Here is a 25,277-nt window from a genome sequence, read left to right as displayed (position 1 = left end):
ACCGGTGGCCGGGGTGGGAACCGCCCCGGCGTCCGGGGAAGCGTCAGCCGCCGAATCCGGAATCTGCGGGAAGCGAGATGTCGGGCTTTTCCAACTCTTCGACGTTGACGTCCTTGAACGTCATGACGCGGACATTCTTCACGAAGCGGGCCGGACGGTACATGTCCCACACCCAGGCGTCGTGCATCTCGACCTCGAAGTAGACCTCGCCGTCCGAGTTGCGCACGTGCAGATCCACCTGGTTCGCCAGGTAGAAGCGGCGCTCGGTCTCCACCACGTAGGAGAACTGGCGGACAATGTCGCGGTACTCCCGGTAGAGCTGCAGCTCCATCTCGGTCTCGTACTTCTCGAGATCTTCCGCGCTCATCGCACTCCGCCTTCCATGACCACATCTTCCCCCACCGGCGCCGGGGGTCGCGGCTGCTCGCCCAACGCCACGCCGACGGTACCCCCTGCCGCGCCGGAGCGCTCCATCGGCTCGTCCCGGCGCCCGCCGGCACCGCCGGACGGAAGCTCACCGGCCGCCCCGAGCGGCAGCTCCGCCACGCCGGCGGTGCGGCTGCGGGGCGCGGCCGGCCGCCGGGCGCGCGGCGGCGTGTCGACCCGGCCGGAGACGGCCGCCACATTGACGTACGAGAACCGGTGCTCCCGGCACGGCCCGCGCTCGCGCAGCGCGGCGGTGTGCTCGGCGGTGATGTACCCCTTGTGCTCGGCGAAGCCGTAGCCCGGGTAGCGCCCGTCCAGCTCCACCATGATCCGGTCCCGGGTGACCTTGGCGAGCACGCTCGCCGCCGCCACGCAGGCGGCCACCCGATCGCCCTTCCAGACCGCCAGCCCCGGCACGTCCAGCCCGTCGACGCCGAAGCCGTCGGTCAGCACGTACTCCGGGCGGGTGGTCAGCGAGGCGAGCGCCCGGCGCATCGCGGCCAGGTTGCACACGTGCAGGCCCCGGGCGTCGACCTCGTCGGCGGGGATGACCACCACCGCGTACGCCAGGGCCCGCTCGACGACCTCGTCGTGGATCCGCTCCCGGGTGGCCGGGGTGAGCAGCTTGGAGTCGGCCAGCCCGTCGATCTCGCCGCGCCGCCCCTCGGGCAGGATCGCGGCGGCGGCCACCAGCGGGCCGGCACAGGCGCCCCGACCGGCCTCGTCGGCGCCCGCCACGTGCCGGAAGCCGCGCCGTTGCAGGGCGCGCTCCAGGGCGTAGAGACCGCCGTCGCGGCGCACCACGGTGCGCGGGGGCGTCAGCACGGGGCACCTCCCCCGGCGGCCCCCGCCCCGGCGAGCGCCCGGCCCAGCACCGCCGGCAGGTCGGTCGGGTAGTAGCGCTCGCCGGTGCTGCTCAGCTCGTCGACCGTCCACCAGCGGTGGCCGTGCACGCTGGCCTGCTCGATCTCGTTGAAGCCGGCGGTGTCCACCTGCCAGCCGGGCACCCGGACGAGGAAGAACTCCTGCTGCTGGCGGTACCAGACCCCGTCGAACGGGAACTCCACGGTCTCGGACCAGACCGGGGCGCCCAGCTCGGCCGGGGAGAGCCGCAGCCCGGTCTCCTCGGCCAGCTCGCGGGCCGCCCCCTCGGCCGGGGACTCCTGCGGGTCCAGGCCGCCGCCCGGGGTGAACCAGTAGCGGTGCTCCGGCCGGGCCGGGTCACTGCCCTGGAAGAGCAGCAGCCGGCCACCGGCGTCGACGAGCAGCACGCGGGCCGCGCGGCGAGGGTGGAAGGCGGTCACGGCACCAGCCTGCCAGACGCGTACGACGATCGCCCACGCCCTCCCGGCTCAGGGATTCGGGACGCCGTCGAACTGCTTCGGCACCGTGAGCCAGGTCGCCCGGCCGACCGGCCAGAAGATCGTGAAGGCCCGGCCGACCACCCGGTCCTCGGGGATCGTGGCCTCGTTGATGTCCTCGCCGGACTGGTGCCAGTGCTCCAGCGAGTCGCCGGAGGCCTCCCGGTGGTCACCCATCACCCAGAGCCGGTCCTTCGGCACGGTGATGTCGAAGTCCTGGTCGGCGACCTTGTTACCGGGGTACACGAACGGCTCGTCGATCGCCTTGCCGTTGATCACCAGCCGCTCCTGGCCGCCGGTGCGGTCGCAGCAGACCACGTGGTCGCCGCCGACCCCGATGACCCGCTTGATGAAGTCCTCGCCGTCCGGGTTGCCGCTCCAGTCGGTGGGGGCCTTGAAGACGATCACCTCGCCCCGGTGCGGCGACCGGAAGTCGTAGACCAACTTGTTGACCAGCACCCGATCGTCGATCTGGAGGGTGTTCTCCATCGACGGGGAGGGGATGAAGAAGGTCTGCAGCACAAAGGCACGTACCAGCACTGCGACCAGGATCGCCACGCCCAGGAGGATGGGCAGCTCCTTCCAGAAGGAGCTGCGCGGCTTTTCGGTCTGCTCGTCAATCACGGGTGGAGCCTACGTCCCCCGGTGCGCCGCAGTCGCCCCGAACGCGCGAGAACGGACGCGGCGGCGGTGACCGGGAGGATCAGGACGACGCCCCCGACCGGGTCCGGGTCGACCGGGGCCGGGGCGGCGGGCGCCGCGTCGGCGCGCGGCAGCTTGGCGAAGGTGTCCGGCACCGGCAGGCTGGTCCACCGTTGCTGCGGCCACACGATCATGAAGGCCCGGCCCACCACGTTGTCGATCGGCACCGGCCCCTGGCAGCGGGCGTCCTGCGAGACCAGCCGGTGGTCACCCATCACGAAGATCTGCCCCGGGGGTACGACCACCTCGGTGAACTGTCGGGAGCGGCACTCCTTCGGGTTCGGCGGCAGCTCCAGCGGGGAGTTCTCCGACACGTACGGCTCGTCCAGCGGCACCCCGTTGACCACGACCCGGCCGTCGTCGCAGCACCGGACCCGGTCACCGGGCACGCCGATCACCCGCTTGATGAAGTCCTTCTCGCCGGGCCGGCTCACCCCGACCAGGTCGCCGAGGGTGCGGCCCACCTTGCCGGCGAAGTTCGTCGGCGGCGCGGGCGCCTCCTGCGCGACCCACTTGTCGGTGCCCCGGAAGACCACCACCTCGCCGCGGACCGGGTCGCGGACGTCGTAGACGACCTTGTTGACCAGCACCCGGTCACCGATCAGCAGGGTGTTCTCCATCGACCCGGAGGGGATGAAGAACGCCTGGAGCAGGAAGGTGCGGATCAGCACCGCGAGGCAGAAGGCGACGATCAGCAGCAGCGGCAACTCCTGCCAGAGCGGCATCTGGCGGCGGGCACGGCGGGCCCGCCGGCGCCACGGGTCGACGGTGCCGTCCTCGTCAAGCATCTGCACCATGCCACTCTCCGGTCCGCAGAAACGACACTACCGCCCGGGAGCCTCCTCGACGGAGGCCCCACGGGCGGCAGTGGACCGCTTCGCGTCGTCCGGCTGCGCCCGTACCGACCAGGGTAATGCGATCTGGTCGATACGACATCTGCGCAGTTCAGTAGGCGTGGCGAGCAGAAATTCAGTTCGCCGGCTGCTTCTCGCGCAGCTCCTTGATCTTGGCCTTCTTGCCGCGCAGCTCACGCAGGTAGTAGAGCTTGGCGCGACGCACGTCACCGCGGGTGACGACCTCGATCCGGTCGAGCGCCGGGCTGTTCAGCGGGTAGGTCCGCTCCACGCCGACGCCGAAGCTGACCTTGCGGACCGAGAAGGTCTCGCGCAGACCGTCACCCTGGCGGCGGATCACGACGCCCTGGAAGATCTGGACACGGGACCGGTTGCCCTCGACGACCCGCGCGTGCACCTTCACGGTGTCACCGGCACGGAAGTCGGGGAGGTCGACCCGCTTCGACTGGGCGTCAAGGGCGTCCAGGATGTTCATCGCTGTGTCCTCGTGAGGCTCACGGCGCACCGTCAGTCGGTGCGCGGATGGGTGATTCTGACCCCCGGGTGGTGGCCGGCCGGTGTGCCCCGGTCGGGGAAGCACCTGGCAGACCCCGGTCGGGGGTCCTCGCAACCGGCCACGGCGTGGTCGGATGCGGCAACCCCTCTACTTTGCCACATCCCCCGGCGGCAGCTGAAATCCACCCCGGTCCAGCGTCGCCCGGTCCCGTTTGTCCAGGCTCTCCGGCGGCAGCGCGGCGATCATGTCCGGCCGGCGGGTGGCCGTACGCAGCAGCGACTCGTCGCGCCGCCAGCGGGCGATCCGGCCGTGGTCGCCCGAGCGGAGCACCTCGGGCACCTCCAGCCCGCGCCAGCTCGCCGGCTTGGTGTAGACGGGGGCCTCCAGCAGGCCGTGCGCGTGCGACTCCTCGTCCAGCGAGCCGGCGTTGCCGAGCACCCCGGGCAGCAGCCGGGTGATCGCCTCCAGCATCACCAGCACGGCCACCTCGCCGCCGAAGAGCACGTAGTCGCCGAGGGAGACCTCGGTCACCCGCATCCGGGTCGCCGCGTGGTCGAGCACCCGCTGGTCGATGCCCTCGTACCGGCCGCAGGCGAAGAGCAGGTGCGACTCGGCGGCCAGCTCGTGGGCCAGCGCCTGGCTGAACGGGACGCCGACCGGCGAGGGGACGAGGAGCCGCGGCAGCGTGTGCCCGTCCGGGCTCAACTCGTCGGGGGCCAGCGAGTCCAGCGCGGCACCCCACGGCTCCGGCCGCATCACCATGCCGGGACCGCCGCCGTACGGCGTGTCGTCGACCGTGCGGTGCACGTCGTGGGTCCAGAGCCGCAGATCGTGTACGGCCAGCCGGAGCGTGCCGTTCGCGCGGGCCTTGCCGATCAGCGACAGGTCCAGCGGGGCGAAGTACTCGGGGAAGATCGACACGATGTCGACGCGCATCGGGGTGGCTCCAGCTACAGGTCGAGCAGGCCGCCGGGCGGGTCGACGACGACGCGACCGCCGACGAGGTCCACCTCGGGCACGATCGCCTTGACGAACGGGATGAGCGCGGTACGCCCCTCCGGGCGGCGCAGCACCAGCAGGTCGGAGGCGGGGGCGTGGTCGATCCGGGCCACCTCGCCGAGCCGCTCGCCGCTGGGGGTGACCACGGCGAGACCGACCAGCTGGTGGTCGTGGAACTCCTCCGGGTCCTCCGGTGGCGCGACCTCGCCACTGTCCACGCTGAGGAGGGTGTTGCGCAGCGCCTCGGCGACGTTGCGGTCGGCCACGCCCGCGAAGACCACCAGCAGCCGACCCTGGTGCCACCGGGCCGACTCGACGGTCAGCTCGGCCGGCACCCGCCAGGCGCCGGGCTCGGACGGGACGACCCCCGGGTCGGTGCGCAGCACCGCCCCGGGGGTGAACCGTGCTTCGGGCTCATCGGTCCGCACCTCCACGGTGACCTCACCGCGGATGCCGTGCGGCTTGCCGATCCTGCCGACGACGAGAAGCATCAGTACGAGTCGACGATGTCGACGCGTACCCCACGCCCACCGATGGAGCCGATGACCTGGCGCAGCGCCTTGGCGGTCCGGCCGGACCGCCCGATCACCGTGCCGAGGTCCTCGGGGTGCACGCGGACTTCCAGCCGCTTGCCCCGGCGGGAATCGACCATCCGCACCCGGACGTCGTCCGGGTGGTCGACGATGCCCTTGACCAGGTGCTCCAGAGCGGGACGCAGCGGCATGTCAGGCCTGCTCACCGGAGTCGGCAGCAGCGGCCGGCGCGGCCTCGGCCGGAGCAGCCTCGGTCTCGGCCGGAGCCTCGGCCTTGGCGGCCTTCTTGGCCGGCTTGGCGGCCGGGGTGTCGGCGATGCCGGCGGCGGCCTTCGCCTCGGCCTCGTACGCGGCCTTGCGGTCGGCACGCTCGGCGGCCACCTTCAGCGGCGGCGGGGCCGGCAGGCCCTTGAACTGCTGCCAGTCGCCGGTCAGCTCCAGCAGACGCTGCACGGCCTCGCTCGGCTGCGCGCCGACGGACAGCCAGTACTGCACCCGCTCCGACTTGACCTCGATCACCGAAGGGTCTTCCTTCGGCTGGTACACACCGACGAACTCGATCGCGCGGCCGTCACGCTTGGTGCGCGAGTCGGCGACGACGATGCGGTACTGCGGGTTGCGGATCTTACCCATCCGCAGGAGCCGGATCTTTACGGCCACAGTTGTTTCGCTCCTGTTGCGATCTCACCGGCCCGGTACGGGCGGTGTGCGGGTGAGCGCCGACCGGCACAGTGGGGTTGGGCCGGAGACTGCTCGGTGGACTGGCGACGCGCCCGGGTTAGAGGGCGCCGGACGCGCGCCGGATACCAGCGAACCATTCTGCCAGATCCGGCCGGGATCTCTCACACCGGACCCGGACGCGTCACCCGGGGTCGACCGCGGAGTGACGTACGACACGTCTCAGCGGACCGGCGGGCGGTCCCAGCCGGGCGGCAGCCGGTCCGGCACGTCCCACTCGGCGGGCGGGGTGAAGTCGCACCAGGTCCCGTCGAAGGGGAACCGGCCGGCCTCGGCGAGCCGGATCACCCGCTCCCCCTCGGCCCGGACCGCCCGCTCGTCGGCCACCCAGTAGTGCGCCGGGTGGGCGAGGCGCTCGGCGAACTCCTCCTCGTCCTTCCACGCCCAGCTCAGGTCCGGCCGCACCACCACGTCGAGGTCCTGGTCCACCATGTCGACGCCGGCCACCGGGCCGTCGTCCCAGCGCACGCCCGGCTCCTCCAGGTTGACGTACCAGTTCTGGAACCGGCCCCGCTCGTCGCGGAACCACCAGACCGAGTGGGCGGCGCCGGTGGGCAGGAACTTGAGCACCGGCGGCCCGTTCCAGCGGCCCGTCCGGAGCCGGTAGGACGAGGTGATCCACTCGGTGAAGGGCATGGCCCGCATGCCCAGCCCCGCCTCGGTCACCTCGTTGGCCACCGGCGCGCCCCGGTCGACCCAGAGCAGCAGCCCCCGGTCGTCGTCGAGCACCACGCGGGCCGCCCGGACCCAGCCGATCCGGCCGTGCCGCACGTTGCGGTGCAGGATCAGCCGGCCCGGCGCGAACCGGTCGACCGGCCGCACCTCAGTAGGCGCGGGCCAGGATGGCGACCAGGTCCGGCTCGTCCTCCGAGTCGGGCACCGAGCCGTCGGCCCGCAGCAGGCAGCGCACGGTGACGCCCTGGCCGTTCGCCTCGGCCTCACCCGGCGCGCCGACCGCCGACCACGGCACCATCGCCCAGCCGGTGGCCGCCGCCTCGATCGCCTCGGCCAGGGTGCTCACCTCGACGGTCCGGGAGCGGCGGAACTCCAGCGCCTGGTCGTGCAGCGCCCGCTGGTCGGCCTCCAGCGCGGCGAGCACCGCGCCGACCACGTCGGCCACCGGGGTGGGGGCCTTCGAGCCGTCCGTACGCCGGACCACGACCGCGTTGCCGGCGGCCAGGTCACGGGGGCCGACCTCGACGCGGACCGGGTAGCCGCGCAGCTCGGCGTCGACCGCGCGGCGGCCGAACGCGGTGTCGGTCCGGTCGTCGAGCGCGACCCGGACGCCGGCGTCGCGCAGCGCGTCGCGCAGCTTGGCCGCCGCCTCGCCGACCCCCTCGCCGTCCTTGACGATCATCACGTACGCCTGGATCGGCGCCACCTTCGGCGGCACCCGCAGGCCGTTGTCGTCGCCGTGCGCCATGATCAGGCCGCCGAGCATCCGGGTCGAGGTGCCCCAGGAGGTGGTCCAGGCGTGCTCCCGGCCGCCCTCCTTCGAGGAGTAGCTGATGTCGAACGCCTTGGCGAAGTTCTGCCCCAGCTCGTGGCTGGTGCCCAGCTGGAGCGCCTTGCCGTCGCCCATCATGCCTTCGCAGGTGTACGTGGCGGTGGCCCCGGCGAAGCGCTCCCGGGCGGTCTTCAGGCCGACCACCACCGGGATGCCCAGCACATTGACCATCAGGTCCTCGTACGCGTCGTGCAGGATCTGCCGGGCGTAGCCACGGGCGTCCTCACGGGTGGCGTGCGCGGTGTGCCCCTCCTGCCAGAGGAACTCGCTGGTCCGCAGGAAGATCCGCGGGCGCAGCTCCCAGCGGACCACGTTCGCCCACTGGTTGAGCAGCAGCGGCAGGTCCCGGTACGAGTCGATCCACTTGGCCATGAACTCGCCGATGACCGTCTCGCTGGTGGGGCGGACCACCACCGGCTCGGCGAGCTGCTTGCCGCCACCGTGGGTGACCACCGCCAGCTCCGGCGAGAAGCCCTCGACGTGCTCGGCCTCCCGCTTGAGGTAGCTCTCCGGGATGAAGAGCGGGAAGTACGCGTTCTCCGCGCCGGCCGCCTTGATCCGGGCGTCCATCTCGGCCTGCATCCGCTCCCAGATGGCGTAGCCGGCCGGTCGGATGACCATGGTGCCCCGCACCGGGCCGTTGTCGGCCAGCTTCGCCTTGGCGATCAGGTCCTGGTACCAGCGGGGAAAGTCCTCCGCACGGGGAGTGAGCACGCGTGCCATGACCGCACATCCTATGCGCCGCTCCCGGCCCCGCTGCGCTCGGGCGGCGACCCGGGCCGTGTCGGGCCGGCCGGCCGTAGACTTCGACCACCATGGGTGACTCTCCTGCCGGCAGCTCCGGGCCGTCGCGGCTGCGCGACGCGATCGTGGACGCCGCCCGCGCACAGACCGTGGCCGGCGGCTGGGACGGCGTACGGATGGGCGGGGTGGCGACGGCCGCCGGGGTGAGCCGGCAGACCGTCTACAACGAGTTCGGCAGCAAGGCCGGCCTGGCCGAGGCGCTCGCCCGGCGCGAGGTCGACCGGTTCGTCGACGAGGTCCGCGCCGCCCTGGCGGCACACGGCTCCGACGTGCACTCCGGGGCGTACGCGGCCATCCGGCACACCCTGGCCGCGGCGGCCGACAACCCGCTGATCAAGGCGATCCTGACCAGCGCCCGGGGCGGCTCCGACGAGCTGCTGCCCTACCTGACCACCCGGTCGGAGCTGGTGCTGACCGAGGCCACCGGGGCGCTGCTGGACTGGGCGGGCCGGCACCTGCCCGACGCCGACCCGGCCGCCCTCAGCTTCGCCGCCGACACCGTCGTACGCCTGGTGGTGAGCCACATCGTGCTCCCCCGGGCCCCCGTGGACGACACCGCCGCCCGCCTGGCCGACCTCACCCTGCACCTCTTCCTCACCGCCACCACCCCGCCCCCACCCCTACCTCCGCACTAATTCACGGAAAGAGTGGCTTCCCGAGGCGGAATTACCACTCATTCCGTGAATTAGCGGCCGGCGCGGCGGGGCGGTGGCGCGGCGGGGCGGTGGCGGGGCGGGCGGGGCGGTGACGGGTCAGCGGAGGACGCGGCCGCGGAGGATGATGCGGGTGGGTGCCTTCACCACGCGGAGGTCGCGGCGGGGGTCCTCGGGGTAGACGACCACGTCGGCGAGGCCGCCCTCGACCAGCCCGGGGAAGCCCAGCCACTCCCGGGCCCGCCAGGAGGCGGCGGCCAGGACGTCCTCGGTGGACATGCCGGCCCGCTCGTGCAGCAGCAGCATCTCCTCGGCGGCCAGCCCGTGGTCGATGCCACCGCCCGCGTCGGTGCCGACGTAGATCGACACCCCGGCCTCGTACGCGGCCCGGACCACCTCGGGGAAGCCGTCGCGCAGGGCGAGCATGTGGTCGGCGTACCCGGGGAACTTGGGGCGGGCCGCGGCGGCGATGTGGCCGAAGGTCTGAATGTTGATCATTGTGGGCACCAGGGCGGTGCCCTGCCGGGCCATCAGGTCGACCAGGTCGAGGCTGAGTCCGGTGCCGTGCTCGACCGAGTCGACCCCGGCCCGCACCATGATCTCCACCGCCTCCTCGCTGAAGGTGTGCACGGCGGCCCGGGCCCCGGCGGCGTGCGCGGCGGCCACCGCGGCGGTCATCGTGGCGGCGTCCCAGGCCGGGGCCAGGTCACCCACGCCCCGGTCGATCCAGTCGCCGACCAGCTTCACCCAGCCGTTGCCGGCAGCGGCCTGCGCGGTCACCGTCGCGGCCACCTCGGCGGCGCCCACCTCCACCCCGATGTCGCGCAGGTAGCGCTTCGGCGGGGCGACGTGCCGGCCGGCGCGGGCCAGTCGCGGCACGTCCGGCTCGTCGTCGAGTTCGGGGTACGGGTACGGCGAGCCGGCGTCACGGATCGCCAGCACGCCGGCGTCCCGGTCGACGGCGGCCAGCTCGCGGGCCTGGTCGAGGGAGGTGATCGGCGCGCCGCCCCGGGCGATGCCGAGGTGGCAGTGGGCGTCGGTCAGGCCGGGCAGCAGCCAGCCGCCGTCGGTGACGGTCTCCGCGCCGGGCACCGGCTCGAAGGTGACCCGGTCGCCGACCAGCCAGACGTCCCGGACCTCGTCGTCCGGCAGGAGCACACCGCGCAGATGCAGAGCCATGCGCTCAGTCCTACCGGATCACTCGTCTCCGGTGGCGAGCAGGGCGGCACGGCGGGCGGTGAGCGCCGGCAGGTCGACGGAGACCTTCCAGGGCGTCTCGGTGACGAAGAGGTCCTCGGTGTTGCCGACCTGCTCGTACTCCCGGTTCGCGCCGAGGGCGTACTCGGTGAGCGCGATCCGGTCCTGCAGCGGGTCCACCACCCAGTAGGAGCGGACCTTGGCGTGCGCGTAGACCTTCGCCTTGTCGTACATGTCGCGGAAGGTGGAGGTCGGCGAGACCACCTCCACCGCGAGGAGCGCGTCCTCGACCGGCACCGGCGACCGGCCGGCGTGCTTGCGCCGGATCACCACCACGTCGGGGCGCGGCTCGTTGCGCCGGTCGACCCGCATCGACAGGTCGATGCTGACCAGGTACTCGGGCGGGCAGTTGACCCGGAGGGCGAGCAGCAGCTCGACACACAACTCCTGGTGCACGGCAGTGGGCGACGGCACGATCAACCTTCCGTTGACCAGTTCGTACGGAAGGTCCTTGGGCAGGTCACCCAGGTCGTCGACCGTCCACTCGTGCCGCTCCGGCAGGATCGGGGCCGCGGTCATTGACATCTCCTTCCAGGGGGCGACATCACCCTAGGAGAGGATGACGTCGCCCACCGTCACCGACACGCGCTCAGCGGGGGCGGTTGTCGCCCTTGCCGAGCTTGTTGAAGTCGATCTTCGGGAGCTTGAAGCCTGGCGGCAGGCCCTGGCCACCGGCCAGGTCGCCCGGGTCCAGGCCCGGCGGGAGCTGCGGCATGCCACCGGGGAAGCCGCCCGGCAGGCCGGCGCCGCTGCGCGGCCGGTTGCCGCCCTTGGTGCCCTTGCGCTTGTTCTTCGGCGACTTGGTCGCCTTGCGCCGGCCACCGCCGGGCAGGCCCATCATGCCGCCCATCTGCTTCATCATCTTCTGCGCGTCGGCGAAGCGGTTGAGCAGCTGGTTGACGTCCATCACGGTGACGCCCGAGCCGCTGGCGATCCGGGCCCGCCGGGAACCGTTGATGATCTTCGGGTTGCTGCGCTCACCCGGGGTCATCGACCGGATGATCGCGGTGACCCGGTCGAAGTGCTTGTCGTCCAGCTCGGCGAGCTGGTCCTTCATCTGCCCCATGCCGGGCATCATGGCCAGCACGTTGGCGATCGGGCCCATCCGCCGGACCGCGATGAGCTGGTCGAGGAAGTCCTCCAGGGTGAACTGCTCGCCGCCCATCAGCTTGGCGGTCATCTTCTCCTTCTGATCGGTGTCGAAGGCCGCCTCGGCCTGCTCGATCAGAGTGAGGACGTCGCCCATGCCGAGGATCCGGCTGGCCATCCGGTCGGGGTGGAAGACGTCGAAGTCCTCCAGCTTCTCGCCGGTGGAGGCGAAGAGGATCGGCTGGCCGGTGACCTCGCGGACCGACAGCGCGGCACCACCACGGGCGTCGCCGTCGAGCTTGGACAGGACCACACCGGTGATGCCGACGCCGTCACGGAACGCCTCGGCGGTGCGGACCGCGTCCTGGCCGACCATCGCGTCGATGACGAAGATGACCTCGTCGGGCTGGACCGCGTCGCGGATGTCCGCGGCCTGCTGCATCATCTCGGCGTCGATACCGAGCCGACCGGCGGTGTCGACGATGACGATGTCCCGGGCCGCCCGCTTGGCGTGCTCGATGGAGTCGCGGGCCACCTGCACCGGGTCGCCGACGCCGTTGCCGGGCGCCGGGGCGTACACCTCGACGCCGGCCCGGCCACCGAGCACCTGGAGCTGCCCGACGGCGTTGGGACGCTGGAGGTCGGCGGCGACCAGCAGCGGTTGGTGCCCCTGGGCCTTGAGCCACCGGGCCAGCTTGCCGGCGAGGGTGGTCTTGCCGGAGCCCTGGAGACCGGCCAGCATGATCACGGTCGGCGGGTGCTTGGCGAACTGGAGCCGCCGCCCCTCGCCGCCGAGGACAGCGATCAGCTCCTCGTTGACGATCTTGACGATCTGCTGGGCCGGGTTCAGGGCCTGGGAGACCTCGGCGCTGCGGGCGCGCTCCTTGACGTTCGCGATGAAGCCCTTGACCACCGGCAGGGCGACGTCGGCCTCCAGCAGCGCCATGCGGATCTCGCGCGCGGTGGCGTCGATGTCGGCGTCGGTGAGCCGGCCCTTGCCGCGGAGCTTGGTGAAGATCCCGGAGAGGCGGTCACTCAAGGTGTCAAACACGCGAACATCCCGTTTGTCGTTTTCGGCGGGCACAGAGCGGCCGAACAGGCTGTCCAGCCACCGCTAGGGTAGCCCGCCGCCCACACCCCCGCTCCACGCCGGCCCAGCCTCCCCGTCCGCACCCCCGCGTCCACCCGCGCTCGCACTCACCCGCCCCCACGCCCGCTCTACCCGGGCCCACCCGCACCCGCTCCGCCTGGGCGCGTCCGCCCCCGCCCCAAGATCCGCACAACTTCCCGGAAGATGCTGCTCTCCGAGGCCGTCGATGCCACCACTTCCCGGAGGTTGCGCGGATCTCGGCGCGGGTCGGGGTCAGGAGACGACCAGGCCGGACTGGTAGGCGAAGACCACCAGCTGGGCCCGGTCGCGGGCGGCGAGCTTGACCATGGCCCGGCTGACGTGGGTACGGGCCGTCGCCGGGCTGATCACCAGCCGGTCGGCGATCTCCGCGTTGCTCAGCCCCTCGCCGACCAGGCCGACGATCTCGCGTTCCCGGTCGGTGAGGGTGCCGAGCCGGGGATGCGGCCGGGGCACCCGGGCGGGCCGGACCGCGAACTCGCGGACCACCCGCCGGGTCACCGACGGCGACAGCAGCGCCTCCCCCTCGGCCACCAGCCGGATCGCCCGCAGCAGATCGGCCGGGCGGGTGTCCTTGGTGAGGAAGCCGCTGGCCCCGTGCCGCAACGCGTCGAAGACGTACTCGTTCAGCTCGAAGGTGGTCAGCACGACCACCCGGGTACCGGCCAGCTCCGGATCGGCCACGATCCGCCGGGTCGCCTCGATGCCGTCCACCCCGGGCATCCGGACGTCCATCAGCACCACGTCGGGGCGCTCCCGGCGGGCCAGCGCCACGGCCTGCAGGCCGTCGGTCGCCTCCCCCACCACCGCGAGGTCGTCCTCGCTCTCCACCAGGGCACGCAGCCCGATCCGGACCAGGTCCTGGTCGTCGGCGAGCAACACCCGGATCATGCGACCTCCTCCTGCAACGGCAGCGTGGCGTACACCCGGAAGCCGCGGGCCGGGGCGGGCCCGGCGGCGAACGTCCCGCCCAGCGCGGTGACCCGCTCCCGCATGCCGGCCAGGCCGGAGCCACCGGTGCCGGCGGCGGCCGGGCCCCGGCCGGTGTCGGTGACCTCGACGGCCACCTCGGCGGGGGCGTACCGGAGCCGGACGGCGGCGGTCGCCGGACCGGCGTGGCGCAGCACGTTGGTCAGCGCCTCCTGCACCACGCGGTACGCGGCCAGGTCCACCGCCACCGGCAGGGCCCGGCGCTCCCCGTCGACCTCGACGGTGACCGGCACCCCGGCCCCGGCCAGCCGCTCGCGCAACTGCGGGAGCTGGGCCAGCCCGGGCACCGGCGTCCGCTCGTCGGCGGGCTCGTCGCGGCGGACCACGGTCAGCGTGACCCGCAGCTCGTCGAGCGCCTCCTTGCTGGTCCGGCTGATCGCGGTGAGCGCCGCCTCGGCCTGCTCCGGCTTGCGGGCCAGCAGGTGCAACGCCACCTCGGCCTGCAGGTGGATGGCGGCCAGCCCGTGCCCGACCACGTCGTGCACCTCCCGGGCCACCCGCAGCCGCTCCGCGTCGGCCAGCCGGCGCGCCTCGTCGGTGCGGTTGCGGGCCGCGCTCTCCCGGTTGAGCCGCACGGTGGCACCCACCGCGAACGGCACCACCACCCAGGCGGCGGCCGCGTTCAGCCCGAGCAGGCCGGGTGGGCGCACCCCGACGACCACGTGCGTCAGCAGCACCAGCAGCGCCACCCCGTTCGCCACCGCCGCCGCGCGCAGCGGCCGGTACGCGGCGGTGCTGTAGACCGCCACGAAGAACGACAGCAGGATCGGCCCGTACGGGAGGCCGAGGATCAGGTACGCGGTGCACGCGGCGGTCACCACCGCCAGGGTGACCAGCGGCCACCGCCGCCGGACGGCCACCGCCAGCGCCGCCACCACGACCAGCGGGTAGGCGACCGGGTGCACGTCCACGCCCTGGTCGAGGCCGGCCGGCGCGGTGCCGGCCAGCCCGATCAGCAGCAGGAGCAGGGCGATCAGCCCGTCGAGGAGCGGGCCACCCCGCTGCCCGCGTTCGCGCCGCACGTCCGTCCCCTCCTCCGCCCGGCCTCAGCCGATGTCCCGTCGGCGCAGCAGCACCGCGCCGATCGCCGCGAACCCGACCAGGTACGCGGCCACCACCACCGCCGCCTGCCCACCGCCCACGGTGTCCGCCACCCCGGGAGTGTCGCCCGGCGCGCCGAGCGCGATGGCCAGCGACCCGGCGTTCGGCCCGGGCAGCCCCTCCTGGAGCTTCGCCACCCAGTCGACCAGCGGCGCGGCGATCGCGGCGAGCAGGTTCTGCACCGCGAGCATCCACACCAGACCGAGCCCGACCGGCAACGCCACCGCGCGCAGCGCGACGGCCAGCACGGCACCGAGCATGGCCCACATCGTCGCGATCAGCCACCCCGCCCCGATCCCGGTGAGCAGGTCGCCGGCCGACGGCCAGCTCACCGGCTGCGCCTCGGCCGACGCGATGAGCAGGCTGGCCACCGCGCCGACCCCGTACACGGCGAGCACCACGGCCAGCGCGGCGGCGGCGAGGGCGAGCAGCTTGCCGGCGTACACCTCCAGCCGGGTCGGGCCCTGGGTGAGCACGGTCTTCCAGGTGCCCCAGCCGTACTCGCCGCCGACCGTGAGCACGCCGAGGATCAGCAGGATCGAGCCGAGGAAGATCGGCAGCCCGCCGAGGGAGTTGCCGACCAGGTGGTCGGGGAGCAGCGCGGGCAGCGCCCGGTCGGTGTTCGGCCCGTCGGTGCCGCCGGCGAGCGCGGCGTACGGGAAGACGTAGGTGAAGACCAACGAGAGCACCAGCGTGATGGCCAGCAGCAGCCAGTTGGCCGGCCGCCGCACCAGCTTGACCGTCTCGGCCCGGAAACTACGCGACATCAGCCGTTCCTTTCTCCACGAGGTTGAAGAAGATCTGCTCCAGGTCCTGCTCCTGCCGACGCAGCTCGCGGACGGCGATCCCGGCCCCGACCAGCTCGGCGTTGAGCCAGGCGGCCCGCTCCGGCTCCACTGCCAACTCCAGCCCGCCGTCGACCACCCGGACCCGCTCGGCGCCGACCAGCTCCCGCGCCCGGTCGGCGGCGGCGTCCAGCGGGTCGGCGAGCAGCCGCAGCCCGGCCGCGCCGCGCAACTCGGCGACGCTGCCCTCGGCGACCAGCCGGCCCCGGGCCACCACCCCGACCCGGTCGCAGACCTGCTCGACCTCGCCGAGCAGGTGACTGGAGACCAGCACGGTGCAGCCGGCCGCGCCGAGCCGGCGGATCAGGGTGCGCATGTCCGCCATGCCGGCCGGGTCGAGGCCGTTGGTCGGCTCGTCGAGGATCAGCAGGCGGGGGTCCTTCAGCAGGGCCGCCGCGACACCGAGCCGCTGCTTCATGCCCAACGAGTAGCCGGTGTACCGGTCGCCCGCCCGGTCGGTCAGGTCGACCAGGTCGAGCACGAGCGCGATCCGGTCCGCGCCGACCCCGGCGTAGCGGGCCATCACCCGCAGGTTGTCCCGCCCGGAGAGGTACGGGTAGAAGGCCGGCCCCTCGATCAGCGCGCCGACCCCGGTGAGCCGTCCGGCGGCGGGCGGCCGGCCGAGCAGCCGGACCGTGCCGGCGCTGGGCCGGACCAGCCCGAGCAGCATGCGCAGGGTGGTGGTCTTGCCGGCCCCGTTGGGGCCGAGGAAGCCGTACACCTCGCCGGCCCGGACGGTGAGGTGCAGGTCGTGCACGGCGGTCAGGCCGCCGTACCGTTTGGTGAGCCCTTCGGTCTGCACTGGCAGGTTCATGTCCGACAGCGTCCCGCCGGACGACGCCCGGCACGTCGTGCCGGCGGCGGCGCTCGGCGTACGTCCCCGGACGTACCCGGGTCAGACGGCGGCCAGCACGGCGGCCTCGATACGGTCGCGGTCCGCCTCCGCGGGCCAGCCGCCGACCAGGTAGAAGGTGTCCACCACGTCGCCGCCGAGGGTGGCGATCCGGGCCGCCCGGACCTGCGCGCCGGCCTCGTCGAGGGCGACGGCGACCCGGTAGAGCAGGCCGGCCGCGTCGGCGGCGCGCAGCTCCAGCAGCACCGCGTCGGTGGCCGCCGCCCGGTGCCAGACCACCCGGGGGGCGGCGCCCTGGCTGCGGGCCGCGAGGGCCCGGCCGCGCAGCCGCTGGGTGACCGAGACGTCGCCGGAGACGGCGCGGCGCAGGTCGGCGCCGAGCGCGATCGGGTCGGGCGCCAGGCCGTAGCGCGGCTGCACCCGGCACTCGACCAGGGCCCGGCCGTCGACCGTGGAGGCGTCCGCGGAGACCACCTCCAGCCGGTGCAGGGCCAGGCAGCCGGCCACCGTGGCGAGCAGCCCGCGCCGGTCCGCCGCGGCCACCGCCACCCGGTCCTCGGTGAGCTGTACGACCGGCAGCGGCCCGGCGACCAGCGCCGGGTCCGGGGCCGGCGGGGCGGGCAGCACGCCGGTGTCGAGGGCGGTACGCACCCGGGCGACCAGCTCGGCGACCAGTCGTCCCTTCCATTCCGACCAGGCGGCCGGCCCGGTGGCGGCCGCGTCGGCGCGGACCAGGGCGTGCAGCAGGTCCAGGGTGGTGGTGTCGCCGACCCGCTCGGCCACCCCGGCGACGGTCTTCGGGTCGGACAGGTCACGCCGGGTGGCCACGTCGGGCAGGAGCAGGTGCAGCCGGACCAGCGTGCCGATCAGCGCCGCGTCGGTGGCGGACAGGCCGATCCGGGTGGCGACCGCCTCGGCCAGCGGAGCGCCCACCGTGCTGTGGTCTGCGACGGTGCCGGCGGGCTCATGCCTGCCGGCCCGCCCGGCGGCACCGTCGCCGGGCAGCCCCTTGCCGATGTCGTGCAGGAACGCGCCGAGCAGCAGCAGGTCGGGGCGGTCCACGTCGCGGGTGTGCCGGCTGGCCTCGTACGCGGTCTGCACCAGGTGCCGGTCGAGGGTGAACCGGTGCACCGGGTTGTGCTGGGGCAGGCTGCGCAGCCGGGTCCACTCGGGCAGCCAGCCGTCGATGAGGCCGTACCGGTCGCAGGTCTCCCAGGCGGGCACCAGGCCGGGACCGGCCCCGAGCAGGGTGATCAGCGCGGCGCGGGCGGCCGGCGGCCAGGGCGCGGGCAGCGGCGGGCAGTACGCGGCCAGCCACTCGCAGGTGGCCCGGGCGATCGGCAGCCGGGTGCTGGCCGCGGCGGCGGCGACCCGCAGCGACAGGCTCGGGTCGGGGCGGGCCCCGATGGCGGTGCGGGCGAGCACCAGTTCGCCGTCGTGCTCGACGACGTCCCGGGCGACCGGGCGGCGTTGCGGCCGGCCGTCGGCGCCCCGGCGGCGGCCGGCACGGAGCCGGTCGGCGGCCCGCCAGGCGTCGTCGAGGGCGTGCCGGACGGTGCGGGCGTCCCCGGCGACGCGGCGCAGCAGCGCGTCCCCGTCCCCGCCGTCCGTCAGCAGCTCGGCGCGGTCCGGGTGGCCCTCGGACCGGGGCGCACCATCGGCCCCGGCCCGGGCGGGCGGGGCGTCGACCGGGCCGGGCGGGAGCCGGCGCAGGCCGAGCAGCGCCGCGACGCCGTCGCGTTCCTGCGCGAGGAGCCGGTCGACCCGGCGGCCGACCTGCTGGTGCAGGGCGTCGCGGGTGTCCAGCAGCCGGCGGTGCGCGGCGTGTACGGCGGGGCGCAGCGCGTCGGTCACGCCGGCGGTGGCGATGGCCCGCAGCAGGCCCACGTCGCGCAGCCCGCCGGCGGCCTCCTTGAGGTCGCCCTCCAGGAGGAACGCCAGCTCGCCGTGGGCGGCCCAGCGGGCGGTGGTGATCTCGCGCAGCCCGGTCAGCTGCCGCACCGCGGTGCGCCGCCAGTGGTCGGTGGCGGTGCGGCTGAGCTGGTCGGCCAGCGCCCGGTCCCCGGCGACGAAGCGGGCGTCGAGCAGCCCGAGGGCCACCTTGACGTCGTCCTGGGCCACCGAGAGCGCCTCGGCGACGGTGCGGACCGAGTGGTCGAGGCGCAGGCCCGCGTCCCAGATCGGGTACCAGAGCTTCGCGGCCAGCTCGTCGGTGCCGGCCACCCCGGCGTGCACCAGCACCAGGTCGAGGTCCCCGTACGGGGCGCACTGCCGCCGGCCCAGCCCGCCGACCGCGACCAGCGCGATCCCGGGCCGCTCGGGCAGCAACGTGGCCAGCCACCGGTCGAACGCCTCGGCGCGGGCCCGCCGGGCCGCCTCCCCGATCCCCCCGGGCAGGCCGACGACCCCGTTGATCAGATGGTCCGCGTCACCGTCGCCGGGCTGTCCGAACGCGTCCTTCTTGATCAACGAGGTCATCGGCCGGCCTTCCTACAGGGCGTCGAGGCCGCGCTCGCCGGTACGGACCCGGACGACCTCCTCGACCCCGGTCACCCAGACCTTCCCGTCACCGATCTTGCCGGTCCGGGCGGCCCCGACGATGGCGTCGACGATCTTGTCGACGTCGATCTCGTCGGTGAGCACCTCGACCCGGATCTTGGGCAGGAACTCGACCGTGTACTCGGCACCCCGGTAGACCTCGGTGTGCCCCTTCTGCCGGCCGTACCCCTGGACCTCGCTGACGGTCAGGCCGGCCACGCCGAGGGCGTGCAGGGCCTCCTTCACCGCGTCCAGCTGGTACGGCTTGATGACCGCGGTCACCAGCTTCATGTCCAACCCCTCCATCCCAGGAACGTTAACCGGCGACCTTCTCGCTGACGGGCTCGGCGGGTTCGTCCGCCGCCGCGGCCGCCTCCGGGGCCGGCTTGCCGGCGCCGATCCCGGCCAGGGCGAACGCGCCGCCGCTGCTGCCCGTGGTGGGCGACAGGTCGTACGCGCTCTCCGCGTGCTCGGCCACGTCGATGCCCTCCACCTCGGCCTCGGTGCCGATCCGGAACCCGATGGTCTTCTCGATGCCGAAGGCGAGCAACCAGGCCACGCCGAACGACCAGACGGTGACGACCAGACCGGCCGCGGCCTGCCGGCCGAGCTGGGTCAGGCCACCGCCGTAGAAGAGGCCGTCGGATGCGCCCACCACGTCGCTGATCGCGCCGTTGACCGAGGTGGTGGCGAAGAGGCCGAGCCAGAGCGACCCGATCCAGCCACCGACGAAGTGCACGCCCACCACGTCGAGCGAGTCGTCGTAGCCCAGCTTGTACTTCAGGCTGATGGCGAGGGCGCAGACCGCACCGGCGACGATGCCGAGCAGGACCGACGCCCAGGGGGCGATGAAACCGCAGGCCGGGGTGATCGCGACCAGACCGGCCACGGCGCCCGAGGAGGCGCCGACCATGGTCGGCTTCTTGTCCTTGATCCATTCGACCGCGAGCCAGCCGAGCACCGCCGCCGCCGTGGCGAGCTGGGTGTTCAGGAAGGCCAGGCCGGCGACCGAGTCGACGGTCAGCTCCGAGCCGGCGTTGAAGCCGAACCAGCCGAACCAGAGCAGGCCGGCGCCGAGCGCGACCAGCGGGATGTTGTGCGGCTTCATGCCCTCCCGGGGCCAGCCCATCCGCTTGCCGAGCACCAGGGCCACGCCGAGCGCCGCCGCACCGGCGTTGATGTGCACCGCCGTGCCGCCGGCGAAGTCGAGCGCGTGCAGCTTGGCGCCGATGAAGCCGCCGCCCCACACCCAGTGCGCGACCGGGAAGTAGACCAGGGTGGCCCAGCCGAAGGCGAAGATCAGCCAGCCGGCGAACCTGGCCCGGTCGGAGATCGCGCCGCTGATCAGCGCGACGGTGATCACCGCGAAGACCATCTGGAACGCCATGAAGACGTAGAGCGGGATACCGATGCCGCTGGGGTTCTCCGCCGTGGCGCCCCACAGGTCGGTCTCGGCGAGGAACGTCTTGGTGCCCAGGTACGCCCCCGGGTCACCCCAGAGGCCGTTCACGTCGGTCCCGAAGGCGACGCTGAAGCCGTAGAACCACCACAGAACAGAGATGAGCCCGATGGCGGAGAAGCTCATCATCATCATGTTGAGCACGCCCTTGGCCCGGTTCAGGCCGCCGTAGAACAGCGCCAGACCGGGGGTCATGAGCAGCACGAGAGCGGTCGAAACCAGCAGCCAAACGGTGTTGCCGCCGTCGATCGTCGGTGCTTCAGGCACGCTGGCCTCCTAAAGGTGAAGTTCCCTCCCTCGCGGCTTCCGGGGCAGCGTCGCCCGTACGCCGGATGCGCGGAAGCTTGGTCGGCGGCTGTTTCCTTCACCGACACCGCTCGATTTCCGACGCGTGACGGGTTGTTTCCGGCATGTGAAGAACGCCGATCTTGGTTACGGAAAAGGGGAAGGAGGGGCCACGACGGCCTCTCCTTCCCCTTTTTCTCGCGTCAGCGCAGCGCGTACTCCAGGGCGTGCCGCTCGTAGTCGAGCAGCCGCAGGTCCCGCATCGGGCGGCGCAGGTGCCCCTTGTGCACGATCCGGACGAACGCCGGCTCACCGGCCGCCGCCATCCGGCGGATGCCCTCGACGTGGTCGACGATCCGCTTGCGGATGGTCCGGATCAGCCGGTGCCGGTCGCGCGGGATCAGCCCGTACGCGTCGGCGAAGAGCCGCAGCCGGCGCGGCCGGTCCGGGTGCTTCCAGCCGAGGGTGATCGAGTCCCGGTCGGAGAAGATCGGCACCCAGGTCCAGGCCGCGTACGCCACGTCGTAGATCCGCGCGCCGGGGGAGGCCAGATCGAAGTCGATCAGCCCGAGGGTGCCGTCCGGCCGCCAGATCACGTTGTGCGGGGCGGCGTCGTGGTGGCAGATCACCTCGGTGTCCGGCGGGGGCGGGCCGAACGAGCGCCAGACCGCCCCCGGCGGCGGGGTGAAGCCGTACTGGGCGTCGTGGAACATCCGCAGCATGGTCGCCACGGTCACCAGCGCCTCGTCGGTGACCCAGTGCGGGGCGAGCGGATATTCCCCGCACTCCCCCTCCAGGTACGACAGCACCTCCCGGTTGCGCTCGTCCATGCCGAGGGCGCGGGGCGCGCCGGTGAAGCCGACGTACTCCAGGTGGCGCAGCAGGGCGTGCACCGAGGGTGTCCAGGGGCCGGCGTTGCGCCGGACCGTGTCGCCCACCCGGACCACGGTGCTGACGTTCCCGCCGTGCAGCGGGATCTCCTGCGAAGTCACGTACGGTCTCCCGAGGCGTGGCGCCGGCTGGCTGGGGTCGCGCCACCCCGCGTAGGCGCGATCGTCGCTGGTCACGTCGAGGCTACGCGTCCCGGGCGAGCGGCTCGGTGCCGAGCAGCGCGTCGACGAACTGGGCCGGGTCGAACGGGGCCAGGTCGTCCGGGCCCTCACCCAGGCCGACCAGCTTGACCGGGATGCCGAGCTTGCGCTGCACGGCGATCACGATGCCGCCCTTGGCGGTGCCGTCGAGCTTGGTCAGCACCACCCCGGTCACGTTCACCACCTCGGTGAAGACCCGGGCCTGCTCCAGGCCGTTCTGGCCGGTGGTGGCGTCCAGGATGAGCAGGGTCTCGTCGATCGGGCCGTGCTTCTCCACCACCCGCTTGACCTTGCCCAGCTCGTCCATCAGGCCGATCTTGTTCTGCAGCCGGCCGGCGGTGTCGATCAGCACCGTGTCGACCGTGGTGTCGATGCCGCGCTTGACCGCGTCGAAGGCGACGCTGGCCGGGTCGGCGGCCTCGGGCCCGCGGACGGTCTCCGCGCCGACCCGACCGCCCCAGGTCTCCAGCTGGTCGGCGGCGGCGGCGCGGAAGGTGTCGGCCGCGCCCAGCAGCACGGTCCGGCCGTCCGCGATCAGCACCCGGGCGATCTTGCCGCAGGTGGTGGTCTTGCCGGCGCCGTTGACCCCGACGACCAGCACGACGGCGGGCACGCCCTCCTTCGGCGCGGTCCGCAGCGACCGGTCCAGCTCGGGTTCGAGCGCGGTGACCAGCTCGGTGGCGAGCAGGGTGCGCAGCTCGCCGGCGGAGCGGGTGCCGAGCACCCGGGTGCGCTCGCGCAGCCGGTCGACGATCTCCCGGGTGGCGTCGAGGCCGACGTCGGCGGTGATCAGGCTGTCCTCGATCTCCTCCCAGGCGTCCTCGTCCAGGTGGTCGCGGCTGAGCAGGCCGAGCAGGCCCTTGCCGAAGACGTTCTGCGAGCGGGACAGCCGGGAGCGCAGCCGGACCAGCCGGCCGGCGGTGGGCTCGGGGACCTCGATGGTGGGGGCCGGCGCCTCGACCACCGGCGGGGGCTCGACCAGCACGCCGGTGGAGAGGTCCGACTCGGCCGCCTCGACCGGCGGCCCGGCCAGGTCCTCCTCGGCGCGGGTGTCGACCTCCGTCTCGGGCAGCGGCGGCTCGGGACGCCGGCGCAGCTTCGGCACCACGAGGCTGAGGCCGCCCACGATCAGCGCCACCAGCAGGGCGAGTGCGACGAGGAGGTATTCCTTCATGCCCGAAATCCTGTCAGATGCCGGCGACCGCGTCCCACTCACCGCCTCGGCACGTGAACGAGCTGCGGGTACGCTCGCGACTGGAAGGCGTACCGCAACCGCCGGCCGGGTAGAGAACGGCCAAATGATCTTTGTCGGAGGTGCGTCGTGCCCAGTTCCCGCCTGCTGATCGGTCCCCTGCTGCGGCGGGTCGTCGGCACGCGGGCGACCGTCTGGGTGGAGACCAGCGCGCCCGCCGTGGTGACGGTCCGCACCGCCGCCGGCGCCCGGGGCAGCGCGCCCACCTTCTCCGCGTACGACCACCACTACGCGCTCGTGGTGGTCGAGGGGCTCACCCCGGACAGCGTCACCACCTACGAGGTGCTGATCGACGACGAGGTCGCCTGGCCGGTGCCGGCGAACGGCTTCCCGCCCAGCGTGATCCGGACCCGGGCCGAGGACGACCGGGACCAGCCGGTCTCGCTGATCTTCGGCTCCTGCCGGGAGACCACCCAGCACTCGACCGCCCGCAAGCTGCCCCCGGACGCGCTGGACGCGTACGCCCGCCGGGCGATGGCCACGCCCGACCCGGCGGCGCTGCCCGACCTGCTGGTGCTGCTCGGTGACCAGGTCTACGCCGACGAGACCTCGCCGACCGTGCGCAAGCTGCTCAAGCGGCGCCGCCGCCGGCCGAAGGACGCCCCGGCGACCCAGGTGGTCAGCTTCGACGAGTACACCAAGCTCTACCTGGAGTCCTGGCGCGACCCGGAGATCCGCTGGCTGCTCTCCACCGTGCCGAGCGTGATGATCTTCGACGACCACGAGGTGATCGACGACTGGAACACCTCGAAGTCGTGGCGGGCGGACATGCGCGAGCAGCCCTGGTGGGCCGAGCGGATCCGCAGCGGGCTCGCCTCGTACTGGGTCTACCAGCACCTGGGCAACCTCGCCCCGGACGAGATCGCGGCCGACCCGGTGTACGCCAAGGTGATCGCCGCCGAGGACGCCACCGGGGTGCTGCACGAGTTCGGCGAGCGGGTCGACCAGGAGGCCGACGTCGCGCACGACACCGAGCGCTGGCGGGCCGTGCAGTACCAGTGGAGCTACGCCCTCGACCTGGGCCGGACCCGGCTGGTGATGCTCGACAACCGGTCCAGCCGGGTGCTGGAGCCGGGCCAGCGGGCGATGCTGCCGCCGGGCGAGTGGTCCTGGTTCCTCGACCGGGCGCACGGCGTCTACGACCACCTCGTGGTCGGCGCCTCGCTGCCCTGGCTGCTGCCGCCGGGCATCCACCACGTCGAGGCGTGGAACGAGAAGCTGGCCGACTCGCCCCGGCCAATGGTGGCGAAGCTGGCCGAGCAGATGCGCCGGGCCTGGGACCTGGAGCACTGGGGCTCGTTCCGGCGCTCCTTCGACGCCCTCGGCGAGCTCTTCGCCCGGCTGGGCAGCGGCCGGGCCGCGCGGCCGGGCGACCGGGTCGGCGCGGGTCCGGCGTACGCCGCCCCGGCCTCGATCAGCGTCCTCTCCGGGGACGTGCACCACTCGTACGTGGCCCGGGCCCGGTTCGCCGACCGGGGCGTCCGCACGCCGGTGCACCAGCTCACCTGCTCGCCGATCCACAACCAGGTGCCGGCCGCGATGCGGCCGCTGATGACGCTGGGCTGGAACCCGGGGCCGGCCGGGGCCGCCCGGGCGCTGGCCCGCTCGGCAGGCGTACGTCGCCCGTTCGTGCGCTGGAAGAAGCTGGCCGGCCCGTACTTCGGCAACGCGATCGCCACCCTGACCCACCGGGGCCGGGAGGCGGAGGTGGTGATCGAGGGCACCACCAGCGACGGCCATCTGCGCACGGTGGCGCGGCGGCGGCTCAGCCAGGATTCGTGAGTACGCTCTCCCCCGTGGAGGAGCACCTGCCGGAGGCCCTGCGCGCGGTCGAGCACGAGTTGACCGCGCTGCTGCGCCGGGGCCGCGCCCTGTCCTGGGAGATCGCCCGCGAGGTGCATCCCAACCTGGAGCCGAACGCGTACGGGCTGCTGCTCTGGCTGCGCCGGTCCGGTTCGATCCGGCTGACCGACCTGGCCGCCAAGCTGGGCATCGGCAAGGGCACGCTGAGCCGGCAGATCAACGGTCTGGAGTCGCTGGGCCTGGTGCGCCGCGACCCGGACCCGAGCGACCGGCGGGCGGCCCAGCTCAGCCTCACCGACGAGGGCACCCGGCGGTTCGACGCGGCCCGGGCGGCCCGACTCGGACAGATCCGGCGGTCGCTGGAGAGCTGGCCGAAACAGGACGTCGAGGACTTCGCCCGGTTGATGCACCGGTTCAACGAGACCTTCTGAGCCGGTCGGGCCGGGAATAAGACCTGCGCCACGTCGGGTTGTTGCTTGGGGCAACCAAGACCTACGGTTGCCCGAGGCAAC

At 73.4% G+C, this 25,277-nt stretch carries 27 protein-coding genes; 3 read left to right on the top strand and 24 right to left on the bottom strand.

Annotated elements, in window-relative coordinates:
• Positions 1-43: 43 nt before the first annotated feature.
• From GA0070611_RS29725 to proS, 12 genes are all read right to left on the bottom strand, one after another.
• Positions 44-367: a DUF2469 domain-containing protein gene (locus tag GA0070611_RS29725; protein ID WP_007075222.1), complete on the bottom strand. Its 324-nt coding sequence runs from the start codon at positions 365-367 to the stop codon at positions 44-46.
• Positions 364-1,251, bottom strand: a complete 888-nt coding sequence (locus GA0070611_RS29720) for a ribonuclease HII (protein ID WP_091671753.1) — start codon at positions 1,249-1,251, stop codon at positions 364-366. The genes GA0070611_RS29725 and GA0070611_RS29720 overlap by 4 nt, the downstream gene beginning before the upstream one ends.
• The gene (locus tag GA0070611_RS29715) at positions 1,245-1,730 is read right to left on the bottom strand and encodes an NUDIX hydrolase (protein ID WP_091671750.1); all 486 of its coding nucleotides are present in this window, start codon (positions 1,728-1,730) and stop codon (positions 1,245-1,247) included. The genes GA0070611_RS29720 and GA0070611_RS29715 overlap by 7 nt, the downstream gene beginning before the upstream one ends.
• Positions 1,731-1,778: 48 nt before the next feature.
• Positions 1,779-2,411: a signal peptidase I gene (gene lepB / locus GA0070611_RS29710; RefSeq protein WP_091671747.1), complete on the bottom strand. Its 633-nt coding sequence runs from the start codon at positions 2,409-2,411 to the stop codon at positions 1,779-1,781.
• Positions 2,408-3,286 (bottom strand): signal peptidase I, encoded by an 879-nt coding sequence (lepB, locus tag GA0070611_RS29705; RefSeq protein ID WP_091671744.1) that lies wholly within the window; start codon positions 3,284-3,286, stop codon positions 2,408-2,410. The genes lepB (GA0070611_RS29710) and lepB (GA0070611_RS29705) overlap by 4 nt, the downstream gene beginning before the upstream one ends.
• 172 nt (positions 3,287-3,458) lie before the next feature.
• Positions 3,459-3,818 carry a 50S ribosomal protein L19 gene (rplS, locus tag GA0070611_RS29700; RefSeq protein ID WP_091671741.1) on the bottom strand — a complete coding sequence of 120 codons (360 nt, stop codon included), beginning with the start codon at positions 3,816-3,818 and terminating at the stop codon, positions 3,459-3,461.
• A gap of 168 nt (positions 3,819-3,986) precedes the next feature.
• Positions 3,987-4,775: a tRNA (guanosine(37)-N1)-methyltransferase TrmD gene (gene trmD, locus GA0070611_RS29695; RefSeq protein ID WP_091671738.1), complete on the bottom strand. Its 789-nt coding sequence runs from the start codon at positions 4,773-4,775 to the stop codon at positions 3,987-3,989.
• Between the two features lie 14 nt (positions 4,776-4,789).
• On the bottom strand, positions 4,790-5,329 hold the full coding sequence (rimM, locus tag GA0070611_RS29690) for a ribosome maturation factor RimM (RefSeq protein ID WP_091671736.1): 540 nt from the start codon (positions 5,327-5,329) through the stop codon (positions 4,790-4,792).
• Positions 5,329-5,589: an RNA-binding protein gene (locus GA0070611_RS29685; protein WP_172862164.1), complete on the bottom strand. Its 261-nt coding sequence runs from the start codon at positions 5,587-5,589 to the stop codon at positions 5,329-5,331. The genes rimM and GA0070611_RS29685 overlap by 1 nt, the downstream gene beginning before the upstream one ends.
• Complete coding sequence (gene rpsP / locus GA0070611_RS29680; RefSeq protein ID WP_091671734.1) at positions 5,564-6,031, bottom strand: 30S ribosomal protein S16; 468 nt, start codon at positions 6,029-6,031, stop codon at positions 5,564-5,566. The genes GA0070611_RS29685 and rpsP overlap by 26 nt, the downstream gene beginning before the upstream one ends.
• Before the next feature lie 240 nt (positions 6,032-6,271).
• Positions 6,272-6,931, bottom strand: coding sequence for a DUF402 domain-containing protein (locus GA0070611_RS29675; RefSeq protein WP_331715321.1), 660 nt, complete (start codon positions 6,929-6,931; stop codon positions 6,272-6,274).
• A 1-nt stretch (position 6,932) separates the two neighbouring features.
• A complete protein-coding gene (proS, locus tag GA0070611_RS29670) occupies positions 6,933-8,339 on the bottom strand; it encodes a proline--tRNA ligase (RefSeq protein ID WP_091671731.1) in 1,407 nt (468 codons plus the stop codon).
• 92 nt (positions 8,340-8,431) lie between these two features.
• Here proS and GA0070611_RS29665 point away from each other — a divergent pair, with 92 nt between their 5' ends.
• Complete coding sequence (locus GA0070611_RS29665) at positions 8,432-9,055, top strand: TetR family transcriptional regulator (protein WP_091671729.1); 624 nt, start codon at positions 8,432-8,434, stop codon at positions 9,053-9,055.
• A gap of 117 nt (positions 9,056-9,172) precedes the next feature.
• Here the strand turns inward: GA0070611_RS29665 and GA0070611_RS29660 are convergent, their stop codons facing one another.
• The 12 genes from GA0070611_RS29660 to ftsY form a co-directional block, all read right to left on the bottom strand.
• Positions 9,173-10,252: an amidohydrolase family protein gene (locus GA0070611_RS29660; RefSeq protein WP_091671727.1), complete on the bottom strand. Its 1,080-nt coding sequence runs from the start codon at positions 10,250-10,252 to the stop codon at positions 9,173-9,175.
• 18 nt (positions 10,253-10,270) lie between these two features.
• Positions 10,271-10,849 (bottom strand): Uma2 family endonuclease, encoded by a 579-nt coding sequence (locus GA0070611_RS29655; RefSeq protein WP_091671724.1) that lies wholly within the window; start codon positions 10,847-10,849, stop codon positions 10,271-10,273.
• 70 nt (positions 10,850-10,919) lie between these two features.
• A complete protein-coding gene (gene ffh / locus GA0070611_RS29650; RefSeq protein WP_091671721.1) occupies positions 10,920-12,470 on the bottom strand; it encodes a signal recognition particle protein in 1,551 nt (516 codons plus the stop codon).
• 312 nt (positions 12,471-12,782) lie between these two features.
• Positions 12,783-13,439: a response regulator transcription factor gene (locus GA0070611_RS29645; protein WP_091671719.1), complete on the bottom strand. Its 657-nt coding sequence runs from the start codon at positions 13,437-13,439 to the stop codon at positions 12,783-12,785.
• Entirely contained in the window at positions 13,436-14,560 is a 1,125-nt protein-coding gene (locus tag GA0070611_RS29640; RefSeq protein WP_091671717.1) for a sensor histidine kinase, read from the bottom strand. Before GA0070611_RS29640 ends, GA0070611_RS29645 begins: the two co-directional genes overlap by 4 nt.
• A gap of 24 nt (positions 14,561-14,584) precedes the next feature.
• Entirely contained in the window at positions 14,585-15,406 is an 822-nt protein-coding gene (locus tag GA0070611_RS29635) for an ABC transporter permease (RefSeq protein ID WP_091671715.1), read from the bottom strand.
• Complete coding sequence (locus GA0070611_RS29630) at positions 15,396-16,298, bottom strand: ABC transporter ATP-binding protein (RefSeq protein ID WP_091671713.1); 903 nt, start codon at positions 16,296-16,298, stop codon at positions 15,396-15,398. Before GA0070611_RS29630 ends, GA0070611_RS29635 begins: the two co-directional genes overlap by 11 nt.
• An 81-nt stretch (positions 16,299-16,379) precedes the next feature.
• On the bottom strand, positions 16,380-18,755 hold the full coding sequence (locus GA0070611_RS29625) for a [protein-PII] uridylyltransferase (protein ID WP_407940462.1): 2,376 nt from the start codon (positions 18,753-18,755) through the stop codon (positions 16,380-16,382).
• A gap of 72 nt (positions 18,756-18,827) precedes the next feature.
• Positions 18,828-19,166 (bottom strand): P-II family nitrogen regulator, encoded by a 339-nt coding sequence (locus tag GA0070611_RS29620; RefSeq protein ID WP_174537509.1) that lies wholly within the window; start codon positions 19,164-19,166, stop codon positions 18,828-18,830.
• A gap of 25 nt (positions 19,167-19,191) precedes the next feature.
• Positions 19,192-20,601 (bottom strand): ammonium transporter, encoded by a 1,410-nt coding sequence (locus GA0070611_RS29615; RefSeq protein ID WP_091671708.1) that lies wholly within the window; start codon positions 20,599-20,601, stop codon positions 19,192-19,194.
• A gap of 221 nt (positions 20,602-20,822) precedes the next feature.
• Complete coding sequence (locus GA0070611_RS29610; protein ID WP_197675822.1) at positions 20,823-21,686, bottom strand: phosphotransferase; 864 nt, start codon at positions 21,684-21,686, stop codon at positions 20,823-20,825.
• A gap of 7 nt (positions 21,687-21,693) precedes the next feature.
• The gene (gene ftsY / locus GA0070611_RS29605; protein WP_091671705.1) at positions 21,694-22,884 is read right to left on the bottom strand and encodes a signal recognition particle-docking protein FtsY; all 1,191 of its coding nucleotides are present in this window, start codon (positions 22,882-22,884) and stop codon (positions 21,694-21,696) included.
• Between the two features lie 147 nt (positions 22,885-23,031).
• On the opposite strand from ftsY, the gene GA0070611_RS29600 reads away from it, so the two are divergent.
• A complete protein-coding gene (locus tag GA0070611_RS29600) occupies positions 23,032-24,744 on the top strand; it encodes an alkaline phosphatase D family protein (protein ID WP_091671703.1) in 1,713 nt (570 codons plus the stop codon).
• 14 nt (positions 24,745-24,758) lie between these two features.
• A complete protein-coding gene (locus GA0070611_RS29595; RefSeq protein WP_231921263.1) occupies positions 24,759-25,196 on the top strand; it encodes a MarR family winged helix-turn-helix transcriptional regulator in 438 nt (145 codons plus the stop codon).
• Positions 25,197-25,277 lie beyond the last annotated feature (81 nt).

The organism is Micromonospora auratinigra, from assembly GCF_900089595.1.
Classification (GTDB): Bacteria; Actinomycetota; Actinomycetes; order Mycobacteriales; family Micromonosporaceae; genus Micromonospora; species Micromonospora auratinigra.
The sequence above is the reverse complement of the archived record's forward strand: the minus strand, read 5'-3'. Positions and strand labels throughout refer to the sequence as shown.